The sequence below is a fragment of the Paraburkholderia sp. A1RI_3L genome, assembly GCF_048957895.1.
GTDB lineage: Bacteria > Pseudomonadota > Gammaproteobacteria > Burkholderiales > Burkholderiaceae > Paraburkholderia > Paraburkholderia kururiensis.
The window spans coordinates 240,560-253,298 of record NZ_JARCHA010000007.1 but is presented as its reverse complement, the minus strand read 5'-3'; the positions used below and the strand labels follow the sequence as shown (position 1 = coordinate 253,298).

15 protein-coding genes are annotated in these 12,739 nt (G+C 65.8%); 12 read left to right on the top strand and 3 right to left on the bottom strand.

Going from position 1 to position 12,739, the window contains the following annotated elements; translation table 11 throughout:
- Positions 1-132: 132 nt before the first annotated feature.
- Entirely contained in the window at positions 133-696 is a 564-nt protein-coding gene (gene ahpC / locus PXJ20_RS20290) for an alkyl hydroperoxide reductase subunit C (protein ID WP_042303364.1), read from the bottom strand.
- Positions 697-1,156: 460 nt separating this feature from the next.
- Between ahpC and PXJ20_RS20285 the strand changes: the two genes are divergently transcribed.
- The 4 genes from PXJ20_RS20285 (at position 1,157) to PXJ20_RS20270 (ending at position 4,630) form a co-directional block, all read left to right on the top strand.
- Positions 1,157-2,515 carry an aspartate aminotransferase family protein gene (locus PXJ20_RS20285; protein WP_421032042.1) on the top strand — a complete coding sequence of 453 codons (1,359 nt, stop codon included), beginning with the start codon at positions 1,157-1,159 and terminating at the stop codon, positions 2,513-2,515.
- A 25-nt stretch (positions 2,516-2,540) separates the two neighbouring features.
- Positions 2,541-3,188, top strand: coding sequence for a GntR family transcriptional regulator (locus PXJ20_RS20280; protein WP_421032041.1), 648 nt, complete (start codon positions 2,541-2,543; stop codon positions 3,186-3,188).
- 32 nt (positions 3,189-3,220) lie between these two features.
- A complete protein-coding gene (locus PXJ20_RS20275) occupies positions 3,221-3,826 on the top strand; it encodes an FUSC family protein (RefSeq protein ID WP_126878709.1) in 606 nt (201 codons plus the stop codon).
- A 192-nt stretch (positions 3,827-4,018) separates the two neighbouring features.
- Positions 4,019-4,630, top strand: a complete 612-nt coding sequence (locus tag PXJ20_RS20270) for a DUF4337 domain-containing protein (RefSeq protein ID WP_126878710.1) — start codon at positions 4,019-4,021, stop codon at positions 4,628-4,630.
- A gap of 49 nt (positions 4,631-4,679) precedes the next feature.
- Here the strand turns inward: PXJ20_RS20270 and PXJ20_RS20265 are convergent, their stop codons facing one another.
- The gene (locus tag PXJ20_RS20265; RefSeq protein WP_421032040.1) at positions 4,680-5,801 is read right to left on the bottom strand and encodes a succinylglutamate desuccinylase/aspartoacylase family protein; all 1,122 of its coding nucleotides are present in this window, start codon (positions 5,799-5,801) and stop codon (positions 4,680-4,682) included.
- A gap of 167 nt (positions 5,802-5,968) precedes the next feature.
- On the opposite strand from PXJ20_RS20265, the gene PXJ20_RS20260 reads away from it, so the two are divergent.
- The 7 genes from PXJ20_RS20260 to PXJ20_RS20230 all read left to right on the top strand — a co-directional run bounded on the left by PXJ20_RS20260 (position 5,969) and on the right by PXJ20_RS20230 (position 10,559).
- Positions 5,969-6,913 (top strand): LysR family transcriptional regulator, encoded by a 945-nt coding sequence (locus tag PXJ20_RS20260; RefSeq protein WP_126878712.1) that lies wholly within the window; start codon positions 5,969-5,971, stop codon positions 6,911-6,913.
- Positions 6,914-7,074: 161 nt separating this feature from the next.
- Complete coding sequence (locus PXJ20_RS20255) at positions 7,075-7,698, top strand: RNA polymerase sigma factor (RefSeq protein ID WP_413215156.1); 624 nt, start codon at positions 7,075-7,077, stop codon at positions 7,696-7,698.
- A gap of 71 nt (positions 7,699-7,769) precedes the next feature.
- Positions 7,770-8,000 (top strand): RebB family R body protein, encoded by a 231-nt coding sequence (locus PXJ20_RS20250; RefSeq protein ID WP_017775300.1) that lies wholly within the window; start codon positions 7,770-7,772, stop codon positions 7,998-8,000.
- Between the two features lie 429 nt (positions 8,001-8,429).
- A complete protein-coding gene (locus tag PXJ20_RS20245) occupies positions 8,430-8,915 on the top strand; it encodes a hypothetical protein (protein WP_199542271.1) in 486 nt (161 codons plus the stop codon).
- A 69-nt stretch (positions 8,916-8,984) separates the two neighbouring features.
- Positions 8,985-9,740, top strand: coding sequence for a hypothetical protein (locus tag PXJ20_RS20240; RefSeq protein ID WP_421032039.1), 756 nt, complete (start codon positions 8,985-8,987; stop codon positions 9,738-9,740).
- A gap of 79 nt (positions 9,741-9,819) precedes the next feature.
- Positions 9,820-10,146 carry a RebB family R body protein gene (locus tag PXJ20_RS20235; RefSeq protein WP_017775296.1) on the top strand — a complete coding sequence of 109 codons (327 nt, stop codon included), beginning with the start codon at positions 9,820-9,822 and terminating at the stop codon, positions 10,144-10,146.
- Positions 10,147-10,220: 74 nt separating this feature from the next.
- On the top strand, positions 10,221-10,559 hold the full coding sequence (locus tag PXJ20_RS20230) for a RebB family R body protein (protein WP_017775295.1): 339 nt from the start codon (positions 10,221-10,223) through the stop codon (positions 10,557-10,559).
- 121 nt (positions 10,560-10,680) lie between these two features.
- Here the strand turns inward: PXJ20_RS20230 and PXJ20_RS20225 are convergent, their stop codons facing one another.
- Entirely contained in the window at positions 10,681-11,274 is a 594-nt protein-coding gene (locus PXJ20_RS20225) for a Crp/Fnr family transcriptional regulator (RefSeq protein WP_233425723.1), read from the bottom strand.
- A 341-nt stretch (positions 11,275-11,615) separates the two neighbouring features.
- Between PXJ20_RS20225 and PXJ20_RS20220 the strand changes: the two genes are divergently transcribed.
- Positions 11,616-12,659: a glycosyltransferase family 9 protein gene (locus tag PXJ20_RS20220; protein WP_421032038.1), complete on the top strand. Its 1,044-nt coding sequence runs from the start codon at positions 11,616-11,618 to the stop codon at positions 12,657-12,659.
- The last annotated feature ends 80 nt before the right edge of the window (positions 12,660-12,739 follow it).

Here is a 12,739-nt window from a genome sequence, read left to right as displayed (position 1 = left end):
TTTCCGGCGAATGGCGGTACAGAAAAAAGGCAAACACCGGGCCACCCGCAGGCGCGAATGGCGCCTGCGGCTCATGCAAATGAGCGGGGAAAGTGGCCCGGTCGGGAACGACCGTGGTCGTTATGAGAGCGTTTAGATCTTGCCGACGAGGTCCAGCGACGGCTTCAGCGTTTCGGCGCCGGGCGTCCACTTCGCCGGGCACACTTCGCCCGGGTGCGCTGCCACGTATTGCGCAGCCTGCACCTTGCGCAGCAGTTCCTTGGCGTCGCGGCCGATGCCATTGTCATGCACTTCGTACAGCTTGATCTGGCCTTCGGGGTTGATCACGAACGTGCCGCGCAGCGCGAGACCTTCTTCTTCGATCAACACTTCGAAGTTGCGGGCAAGCGTAGCCGTCGGGTCGCCGACGAGCGGATAGCGGATCTTGTTGATCGTGTCCGACGTGTCGTGCCACGCCTTGTGCGTGAAATGCGTATCCGTCGACACGCCGTAGATTTCGACGCCCAGCTTCTGGAACTCGGCGTAGTGATCGGCCAGGTCGCCCAGTTCCGTCGGGCACACGAACGTGAAGTCAGCCGGGTAGAACACGACGACCGACCACTTGCCCTTGAGGTTCTCTTCCGAAACCGGCACGAATTCGCCGTTGTGGTATGCCGTGGCCTTGAACGGTTTGACTTGCGTGTTGATGAGAGACATGCGTGCTTTCCTTACGCGGTTGGGTTGAGACGTTTGGGTTGAAACGTGAATAAAACTGCGACAGACGAAGATTACGGGAATGCTGCACCGCTGCAAAATTGGTTAGTTTGATCGCGGGAATTGCCTATCCCTATCGCCTGCTGAGCCGCGCCAGACGGGGCTCGGCGGCATTTTACCCTGCCCGCGCGACGCTCGCCGGAGCGCGGCGGGAGGGCACCGGCATGGCCGGCGCAGCGGGAGCCCGCGGTTTATGACGGTTTCGCGATGCCACACGACAAACAACGCCGCGCCTTCGCTCCCTGCCACCCTGGACCCGGGCGCCGTGCGCGCACGGGCAATTTGATCAAATTTACAGCGTCCGCTTTCCGTGCCAGGATTTGATCAAATCCAATGTCGCCACGAACCGGTGCGTGTGGCTCACACGCACCCAGGCGTGGGTCACTATTCGAAGGAGCGTCGCTTGAAGATTCGTCACGGTGTGAACTGGGAACGCGCGCAAGCGCTGCTCGAGCACGAACGTCATGCCTTTGCCGCCGCGCGGCCGAAGTCGCAGGCGCTCTCCGCGCAAGCCGCGCAGCATTTGCTCTTCGGCGTGCCGCTGCACTGGATGAACGACTGGTCCACGCCCTTCGCGCTCTACGTGGACGAAGCACGCGGCGCCCGCTTCACCGACGTGGACGGCCACCGCTACGTGGACTTTTGCCTCGGCGACACGGGCGCCATGTTCGGCCACGCGCCGCCACCCGTCGCACGTGCGCTCGCGGCCCAGGCCGAACGCGGCTTCACCACGATGCTGCCCAGCGAAGACGCGGTGTGGGTCGGCGCCGAACTCGCGCGCCGTTTCGGCCTGCCCTACTGGCAGTTCGCCATGACAGCGAGCGACGCCAACCGCTTCGTGCTGCGCTGGGCGCGCGCCGCCACGGGGCGCGACAAGATCGTCGTGTTCAACGGCTGCTATCACGGCACGGTGGACGACGTGTTCGTCGATCTGATCGACGGACGGCCCACCCAGCGCGCGAGCCTGCTGGGCCAGGTGCACGACCTGCTCGAACACACGCGCGTAGTCGAATTCAACGACCTCGCCGCGCTGGCCGATGCGTTGAAGCACGACGACGTGGCCTGCGTGCTCGCGGAGCCGGCCATGACGAACATCGGCATGGTGCTACCCGAGGCCGGCTACTGGCAGGAAGCCCAGGCGCTCATCCGGCGCCACGGCACACTGCTTGCCATCGACGAAACGCACACCATCAGCAGCGGCCCCGGCGGCTACGCGAAGGCGCACGGCATCGAGCCGGACCTCTTCGTGCTCGGCAAGCCCGTGGGCGGCGGCGTGCCGTGCGCGGTCTACGGCTTCAGCGCCGAACTCGCGGCCCGCGCGCAGCAGGCGAAGCGCGCCGCGCCGCCCGGTCACTCGGGTATCGGCACCACGCTTACCGCGAACATGCTCGCCATGAGCGCGATGCGGGCAACACTCGCCGAGGTCATGACCGAAGCGGCCTATGCCCATATGTTCGCGTTGGCGAGCCGTCTCGAAAACGGACTCAACGAGGCGATTGCGCGCCACACGCTGCCCTGGTGCGTGACGCGCGTGGGCGCGCGCACCGAATTCCAGTTCACGCCCACTCCGCCGCGCAACGGCAGCGAGGCGAGAGCGCAACTGGACGACGAACTCGAGCACATCGTTCATCTGTACCTGCTCAACCGCGGTGTGCTCATCACGCCGTTCCACAACATGATGCTGGTGTGTCCGGAAACGACGGCCGAAGACGTGGATCGCCTCGTCGATACGTTCGCCGCGTGCCTCGCCGCGCTCACGTGACCCACGTAAAGACACATCGAGTTCAATGAAAACCCGCCATCATCATTCGCTCCAGGACGAGACCTACGCCACGCTGCGTCAGTGGCTCACCGTAGGCCGCTTCATGCCGGGCGAGCGGCTCAAGATCCATCACCTCGCGGCGCAGCTCGGCGTGGGCGAAATGCCCGTGCGCGCGGCGCTGCAACGGCTCGCGGCCGAATCGGGCGTGGTCAATGTGCCGAACTGCGGCGTCGTGGTGCCCCAGCTCACGAAGGCGCAATTCGACGACGTGCTCAACGTGCGCCTGATACTCGAAGGCCAGGCCGCGGAGCGCGGCGTGCCGCACCTCTCGGCACGCGACATCGGCCGCCTCGACACACTCGCCGCCGCCATGGCCGACGCGCTCGCGCAAGGCAAGCACAAGCGCTACCTCGACGCCAACGAGAAGTTCCATCTGATCCTCTATCGCGCAGGCGGCTCGCCGCTGCTCGTCGATCTGATCGAAACGGTGTGGCTCCAGGTGGGCCCGATTTCGAACTTGCTGTTCGGCGACGCCGCTTTCGCGCAAACGCTCAACCACGCCCACGACGAACTCATGCAACAGTTGAAGCAACACGATGCAGCCGGCGTGCGGCGCGCCATCGAACACGATCTCGAACACGCGGCCCAATACCTGCGGACGCTCTGCGTATGAAAACACCTCCTGAAGCCCCCCCTCGTTCACCGATGAAGACACGCGAAGAAAACCGCATCGATGCCCTCGACGCCCTGCAACGGTCGATGTTCGATCTCATCAAGGGGCTGCCGTTCAAGGGACGTCTGGCCCAAGGTCTGTTGATGGCGTTGCAGGCCGTGTTGAGCGCGAGCCTCGCCTATGGCATCGGCCTCGCGCTGCATACCGAACAGGCGTTCTGGGCGGCGATCACGGCCATCGCCGTCACGCAGAACAGCTACAGCGACACGATGCATCTCTCGCGCGACCAGTTCATCGGGGCGATAGCGGGCGGGCTGGTCGGATTCGCGGGCGCCATGCTGGGCGGCGGCCCGGGCGCCACGAACGCGTGGCCGCATTTCACGCACGCGTGGCTGCATTTCGCGGTCTATATGGCGAGCGTGGCCATCGTCATTGCGGGCTGCTGGTGCTTCAACATGGGAAGCGCCGCGCGCCTCGGCGCGATTACGACCACCATCGTGCTGCTCGTGCCCGCGAGCGGTCCGGCATGGAACATCGCGCTCGTGCGCTTCGCGGAAGTCACACTCGGCACGGTGTGCGCACTCGCCGTGTGCTGGGTCACGGAGCGCATCGAGCAGCGCCGCACGACCGCCTCGTAACGCCTACGGCCGACTGTCGTGACCACAGCCCTCTGACCACAGCCCTGTGACCACTACCCGGCGGTCACCTCCGGCAGCCACGACGAGTCGCTGCGACAAGACGCGCCCGCCATGGTTTTCCCGCCTGACCGCGCGGGCCTGCTTTGCTTTACCCTAACGCCTTTCTTACGTCTCCTCGGAACGCCTCGAGCCATGCCTGAAGAATACGAAGTTCACGGACCCCATGATCACGCCGTGGAGCACGCGGCACATGGACACAGCGGACACAGCGCCCACGGCGGCGAACCGTCCGCAGACCCGCTGCCGGGCCGCATCGCGGTGATGACCGCGGTGCTCGCCACGGTGGGCGCGATCCTCTCCTACCAGAGCGGCACGACCGAGAACCTCGCGCTCTACTACAAGAACGAGGCCGCCATCCGCAAGACCGAAGCGGCCAATCAGTGGGCCTACTACCAGGCAAAGGGCGAAAAGCAGAATCTCGCGGAACTGGGCGCGGCGCTCGCACCCGCCGATTCGCCCGCGCGTGCGAAGTTCGAAGCCGACGTGAAAAAGTATCGCGACCAGAAGGAGCCCATCCGCACGCAGGCGGAAGCGCTCGAAAAGGAAGTGGAACGAAACGACGCCGCAGCCGAAACGCAACTGCACCGGCACCACCGCTGGGCGCAGGCCACCACGCTGATCCAGATCTCGATTGCACTCGCGGCCATCACGCTGCTCACGCGGCGCAACTGGCTGCAAGGCGTGACCATCGCCGCGGCGGTGGCGGGTATCGCGACAGGCGTCGCGGCCGCGCTCGCGCTCTGATGAACGAGGTGGGCAACACGTGCCCACGCTCAGTGCGCAATGGATGCGCTCACGCGCTCAGCAGCACTCCGCTGCGAATGGGCCGCACGCCGCTTACGCGACCCAGCGGCGCTCCGGTCGTCACGAAACGCACGGCGCGCCGCATGTAAAGGATGCCGTCGGTGCGGCTCGTGAGCGTGACCGTTTCGTCGGTGATCGGATCGACAATATCGAAGAGTGCATCACCGGCGCGCACCGCAGCGCCCGGCTCCACGCGATGCACCAGAATGCCGCTCACCGGCGCGTAAAAAGGCTCGCTGCCCGCAAGCGGCGTAGCGTCGGCGAGCAGCGCAGGCAAGGGCTTCGGCTCGCCGCGAATCGCGCCGCGCAGCATGAGGAAATCGACAATGGCGTCGGCGTCCTGTTGCGCCGTCTCCCACGTCACGTCGCGTTGACCGCGACACTCCACCGTCGTCGCCACCGTGCCCGCCCGCACGGGCCGCCCTGCCGGCGCACGCTGCTGCAAACCCCACCAGAAGAGGCTGTGCGCTTCGTCGAACGCGAGGCCGCCCGAATCCGTGGCGAGCAGTGACGCCCGCGCGCCCAGGTAGCGCGCAAGCGGTTCGAACGCCTCCCATCCGGCGTCGCTCGTGTACAGGTGCATGGTGGCTTCGAGCGAGCAATGCAGGTCGATCACGACGTCCGCGTCGAACGAAAGCCTCAGCAATTCCAGCTGCAGCGATTCGAACTCCGTCTGCGGCGTCTGCGCGGCAAGCGCCGCTCGCACGGCTTCGCGCACGATCTGGACGTTGCGCCCGGCATCGCTCGTCAAGGCCTCTTCGACGCCTGCCGTAAGCGCGGCGAGATCGAGGAAATGCCGGTTGAAGTTCTTGCCGCTCAGCAATTCGAAGCGACCGACGAACTGCCCCAGCACGTTCTGCGCAAGACCCACGGGATTCGCCACCGGCACGAGCACGATCTCCGCGGCCAGCACGCCTTGCGCCTCGAGCGCGGCAAGGCGGCGTCTCAGCATCACACCTGTCAGCATGGCCGGCGTTTCGTCGGCGTGCAGGGAACACTGGATGTAGATCTTGGCGCCGTCCCCCAGGGACGAAGAACCGAAATGGAAACTGACAAGCTCGCGCCGCGTGCCGATGGCAGGCGAGAGCAAGGGCGTGATGCGTGTGTGCATGATGGACGTGACGATCGTGATGAGCCGGGCAAACGGCGGGAGGGTTCGCGTGCGACCTTCGTTGAGGCATGGGGCCGCCGCGACGGAACGCCATGGTACGTTCGGCCGCCTGCCTGCACGAGTGCTGATCCCGCTATCATGATCGTTTTTTCCGATCGTCCATCGCCATGGCCCTCACGCTCACGCAATTGCGCATCTTCACCGCTGTCGTGGAGCACGGCAGTCTGCGCGCCGCGGCGCGCGCGCTCGGCACCGCGCAGAGCGGCGTCACGCAACAGCTGCAAAACCTGGAGAGCACGCTGGGCGCCACGCTCTTCACGCGCACGAACCGCGGCATCGCGCTCACGGCGTTCGGCCAGCGGCTGCTCGCGCGCGCCGGCGCGATTCTGGGCGAGTGCGAGCGCACCGAACAGGAGATGGCGCAATTGCGCGGTGCATTCGAAGGCACCGTCTCGCTCGGCATGACCACGGAACCGCTCGTCGATACGCTCGCTCCCGTACTCAGCGAGTTTCGCGCGCGCTACGAGCGCGTGGCGGTGCATCTCATGAGCGGCACGTCGCGCATGATGGTCTCGTGGATTCGCGACGGCACGCTCGACTTCGCCGTGGCCCCCGTGTCGAAACATACGGACGTCACCGGGCTGACAGTCACGAAGCTCTATGCGTCGGACCCGGTCGTGGTGTGTCGGCGCGGGCACCCGCTCGCCGCCGCCACGTCGCTGCGCCAGCTCGCGGGCTGCCAATGGATCGCGACACGTGCGCCGCATCAGCCCGGCATCGCGGCGGGCACGGCACCCGCCAGCCGCCTCGTCGATCTGTTCGCCGAACATCGTCTGCCGCCGCCCAAAATTTTCGTGACCACCGAGGCGCTGTTCGACGCGCTGCACCTGATCATCGAAACCGATTGCCTCTCGCTCGAGCCTTCGGTAGTGACGCGGCACCGGTCGTTCTCGCGCATGCTCACCACCGTTCCCATTCGCGAGCGCGTCAAGCGCACGGACATAGGCCTGCTGCAACGTGCGGACGCGCCGCTCACGCCCGCCGCCCAGGAACTGGCAGCCATGGTCGCCTCTTATGCGCGGGCCATGCAGGCTCGCAAAAGCCGCACATAGTATCCGATTCAACCAGCGCGCATGAGCGCTGCCCGCATTCAGATGCAGTGGGCATGAAGTTGGGTCGAATCGAACACGAGGGGCGTTTGTTGTCACCCAGGTAACAGCTACGCACTCTGCGCATCGCCAATCTCACGTGCACCCCATCACGCGAGATAGCGATGAGACCCGAGACCAACGTATTACCCACGGGCACGTTTCGCCCGCGCGCCGATGCGTCATGCACGGCGAATGCCGCGTTCGAACGCGCGTGGCGTTCCGTTCGCGGCCACCTCGAACAACGCGCGCGCAACCTTGCCAAGGGCGATCGCGTCGCCGCAGACGATCTTGTCGCGAACACCGCGCTCAAGGCCCTGCTCTACATGCGGCGCATGCCCGATCGCATCCGCAACCCCGAAGGGTTTCTCTTCACCGTGCTCAATCATGTGTTCCTCGACAGCGTGCGCCACGCGAGCCGCGAGGGCCGCGTGCTGTACTACTGCGACGAGTCCGATGCCGACTACCTGGGCGCCGCCGCGGCCACCACCATTTCACCCGCGCACATCGTGGAGCTTGGCGAAGGACTGGCGCTGATCGCCGAGGCCATCGAACGGCTCACGCCCGCGCAGCGCCAGCTCTTCTCGCTCAAGTTCGAACACGAGCTTTCCTACGCCGCGATTGCCGAGGAGCTGCACATCAACGAAGCGCTCGCGCGCAAACGTGTCGAGCTATTGCGCCGCAAGCTGCGCGCCGCCGTGGAAAAGCGTCACACGCAGCCACGCCGGCATTCACGAATGCGCGGCTGAGACGTTCTTACTGCCGTTACCCGAGCCGCGCCTCGCGATCCAACGGACCCACGACCTCAAGGAGAAACTCCATGGCGGATTCCACCGCAGTCAATGCCCAGATCACCGACGCCGTCACGCAAACCAACGTCAAGGTCGTTGCCGAGGCGCCGGCGCAGGCCATCGCATCGCTCTACCAGGTTGCGAGCCACTCCGCGGGTTTGTCGCTGCAGAACGCGGTGCAGAGCCAGCAGTCGCTGAACCAGATATCGACCGCTGTGGTGTCGAAAGCCGTGGCGCTGATCATGGCCATCGGCGAATAGCGCAGCCGATGCGCATAACGCGAGCGGTCGAGGTCAACACTGGAGCACTCCGTCATGGCTATCTGGGATCTGTTTACGAAGGGCGCGCGGCCGGCGGCTGCGACGCAGGGCTCAAGCGCGGCGCCGGGGGCCGATGCGGGCAAAGGCGCTGCTACGGGTACGGGCACGACGCAGGACGCGCCGCCTGCCCAGCAGGCACAAGACGCCGCGCCGGCTTCGGGCAGCACGGCAGAGCCTGCACCTGCACCTGCACCTGCGCCTGCGCCTGCGCCTGCACCTGCACCTGCACCTACGCCTACGCCTACGCCTACACCTACGCCTACGCCTACGCCTACGCCGACGCCGACGCCGACGCCAACGCCAACGCCAACGCCAACGCCAACACCAACACCAACGCCGACCCCGACGCCAACACCAACGCCGATACCCATGCCCCAACAACCCACTCCGCTGTCGCGCATGAACACGCTGCTCGCCGCGCAGATGCAAGCCGCCACGCCGCCCACGGATGCGCTCAACAGCCAGATCGTGCAGGCGGTCCAGCTCACGAACGCGGAGACCGCGAGCTACGCGGCGTCGCAGATCGCGACTGCGCCGGACATGATGATCAGCCAGGCATCGGGGCTCGTCGCGCAGTCGGCGGCGAACTACTTCGACGGCGTGAGCAAGCTCGCGCTCGCAAGCCAGGCCGTGCTGCTCAAGAAGATGACCGAAGACATCGCCAAAGAGAACCTGACCGGCGCCGCCGAAGACGCACTGGGTGCACTGGCCACCGATCTGCTGATGGGCGCTGCGGCCGCCGTCGCCGCCGCGGCCGGCGCGATCGAGGCCGATGCCGCGAGCTTCGCCATCGACAAGATCGATCAGAGCATCGCGAAGTACAGCCAGACACTCGCGAACCGCAAGGCAAGCTGAATCGCACCACGCCCACTCACACCGATTCAGGCCGATTCAGCCCATTCACGAAGAACACAAGGACACCCCATGAGCGATATCGAATCGCAGGTCTCCTCCTCGTTGCGCCGTCTCGCGGAGACCTGGCTCAAACGCAGCCTGACGCCGGCCGAGGCGCGCGAACTGGAGAACTTCCAGCAGTCGTGGGCAAGCGGCGACGCTCCTGCCGCGATGCCTGCCACCACTCAGGTACAAGGCAACACGACGTCGAGCGACCCTGCCGACCACGCACGCGCGCAGGCCGCACAGGCACTGGCTGAAGGACGTCAGCGCTCGGAGAACGTCATCCGCGACATCCTGCAGAAACTGCAGAGCACGGCGGCGCAGGCGTTGCAGGCCCACGAGCACGAAGAGGCCGCCATCCTCAAGATCGTCGAGAGCGCACGCTCGCTGAACGACCTGCGGCCTTCCGCGCTGAGCCTTCCAGGCAGCGGCGTGCCGCCCGCCGCGCAACTCGTGCTGCCGCAGATCGCAGACCGTCTCGCGAATCTCGTGAAGAGCGAGGTGGAACGCTGCTTCCAGCAGAACTTCGGCCCCTTGCAGCGCGAGCTTGCGAATGCGCTCACACAACTGCACGACGCGAACAAAACGCCAGCGGACACGCAGACGGACAGCGCGCAGCAAGCCTCTACGCAACAGGCCTCTACGCAACAAGCCCCACCGCAGCAAGGCCTAGCGACGCAACACGCCTCAACGCCACAAAACACCGCCACGAGCAACACGGCAGGCAACGCCGCGCCCAACCCCAACAGCGCCGCGCAGCCCGCCCCGCCGCCCGCGGCCTGAGAGCTTCACAGAGTCCCATGGTGGACGTTCATGCAACCAGCGCGGCACGTGCCGTGCACCAACCTCAAGGAGTCTCAACATGGCCTTTCCCACTTCCGTGAACGACCAGGTCACCGATGCCGTCACGCAGTCCAACGTCAAGGTGGTCGGCGAAGCGCCCGCCATGGCGATGGGTTCCATCTATCAAACGATGGCCCACTCCACCGGCATCCTGTTCGAAAACGCCGTGTCCGCGCAGCAGCAGCAGAACACGCTCACGCAGGCCGCCACCAACCAGGGCGTGATGCAGATCTACAGCCTCGACACGACCGCGGCCGCGGGCGCCACCGAAAAGGTCGCGCAGACGGGCGTCTCGGACAACCTCACGAGCCTGCTCACGGTGCTCAACGCGTTCCGTCAGCGCTAAGGCGCGCCGCCGTCACGCGTGATACGCAGGGCATCATCCTCAACGCATGAAACGCATGATTCAGGAGCACAGCAATGGCCTTTCCCACTTCCGTCAATAACCAGATCACCGACGCCGTCACGCAGTCGAACGTGAAAGTCGTCGCCGAGGCTCCGGCCATGGCGATGGGTTCGATCTACCAGACGATGGCCCACTCCACCGGCATCCTGTTCGAGAACTCGGTGTCGTCGCAGCAGCAGCAGAACACGCTGTCGCAAGCCGCCGCCAACCAGGGCGTGATGCAGGTCTACACGCTCGACACGACGGCTGCTGCGGGCGCCACCGAAAAGGTCGCGCAGACGGGCGTCGCCGACAACCTCACGAGCCTCCTCACGATCCTCAACGCGCTGAACCCTCCGGGCAGCGCGATCTGAGCGGTCGGCCCTTGCGAGTGGCGTTCACGGGCGACACTCGTCACAGTCGTGAAACTCGCAGGCAGCACGCCGAAGCGGCACACCGCTTCGGCGCTTTCGTTTCAAGGGCGCGCGTTGTGCATCAGCCGCCGGCCACGTTGGCCATGTAGCGCAACTGATCGACATCGACGATGAGCAGCTTGTCCTGCGTCCACGTGACAAGGCCGTTGCGGCGCCACGTCTGCAGTTGCGCATTGAGCTTGGGGCGGCTCGCGTTCACCATCGCGGCAAGGCTGCTCTGGCTGGGCGGCAGCGGCACGACGATGCCGCCGTATTCGGCGCGCCCGCACCGGTCCACCACGGAAACCAGATAGCGCGCAAGCCGCGACTCGAGCCGATACAGGCAGACGGATTCCACGAACGCCGCCGCTTCGCGCAGCTTCAGGCGCAGCAGCATGAGTAGACGCTGCAGAAACACGGGCTCTTTCGTGAGTTCGGGAAAGTGGCGTCGGCCGAGAATGAAAATGCGCGTGTGCCCGCACGCGAACGCCGCGGATTCGCGCACGCCGGATTCGACGAGCGCGGTCTCGCCCACCACATCGCCCGGCTCGGTGCTGTTGATGATGAGCTCGCGTCCGTCGGGCCCGTACATGACCGAATACACGCGGCCCGATACGACGAACGCGACGAAGTCGTCCGGGTCGTGCTTGAGAAACAGCGCTTCCCCGTCGTTCAAGCGGCGCTCCACCACGTGGGTCGCGGCATGCCGCACCAATGCCTGAGGCATGTCGCGAAACAGCACCGACTGCTGAAGAATCGCGCCGCGGTCTTCGCATGCCTGCGCCCCGGCCTCCCATGATGAACCCCGTCCCCTTGTTCCCACTTTGGCCCCCGGCACAGTTTTCTATGGAACACGTTTGAACGTTCGATTTGGCGTTCCGTGAAGCATTCATCATAGGAGTCGCGCGGCTCGCACATCTCCCTGCATTGCGCGCTCGACTGCGTGTCTGAACGCAGTCGTGTACGATCCGCATCGATCGACAGATCGACAAACGGGCCCGCCAGAGGACAAGGACAATGACGACGTTGCGCCCCGACGAAGCGCTTACGCATCCCGGCTCACTGCTGAGCGCAGACGCGCAGATCGTCGCGCCGTACGACTTCGAAGTTACCGGCCGCGACATCGAAGGCGCCCGCGCGCTCGGCGTACAAGACGGCATCGTCAGCGCGCTCGCCGAACCGCTGCGCATCAACTACAGCGAAGCGCATGCGGCGCACATCATCAACGGCATGGGCGTGACGCTGGGCGACTCCATCATCGGGCTCACGGCGATTCAGGCTATCGCGCATGCACATCCTCACGTGCGCTTCACCGTGTACCGGCCCGCCGAAGCGCCGCGCTATGTCGAAGCGCTCTACGCACTCGCGCAAGGCGTGATCGCCGACTTTCGCGCCTTGCCCTGGCCGCTCGCCGCGCTGCCCGCAGACGGGCCGCGCATCGACGTGGGCAATCATCTGTTCTGGCCCGCGTTCATGAGGCTGCCGATGATCGACTTCTTTCTCGAAGCGCTCGGCGTGGATGCGGCCACGGTCCCGGCCGCACACAAAGCCAACCGCTGGCTGCAACGGCTGCGTCTGCCCGCGTTGCCCGCGGCCTGGCAAACCGCTCCGTACGTGATGTTCTGCCCCACCGCGAGCACGCCGGTGCGCAGCATTCCGGCCTCGGCGCATACACGGCTCGTCGATGCGCTCGCGCGCCGGTTCGATCTGCCTGTGCTCGGCTTCGGCGCGGTGGATCATCCTCGCTACATCGACGTGAGCGCACTGTCGCCGGATACCGCGCACTTTCTCGCCTGGGTCGCCAAGGCGCGCCATCTCGTCACGTCGGACACGGCGGCCGTGCACATCGCCGCCGGCTTCGACGTGCCCACCACCGCGTTCTTCACCACCGTCGCACCGGAACTGCGCGTGCGCGACTACCCGCACTGCCGCGCCATCGCGCTCGACGTTTCGCCATTGCGCGACATCCAGGCGAGCAGCCGCGAAGCCGACCTCGCGCTCGTCGAAGCGGCCTTGCGCGCGTTGCCGATAGACGACTCGCTCTTCGCCGGCAACGCATAGCGGGAGCGGCGCCACGCCGTTATTGCGTTGCAGCGTAAGCGGCCGCGCTCATGCGTTCTGCCGGCCACGCTCGAATACCC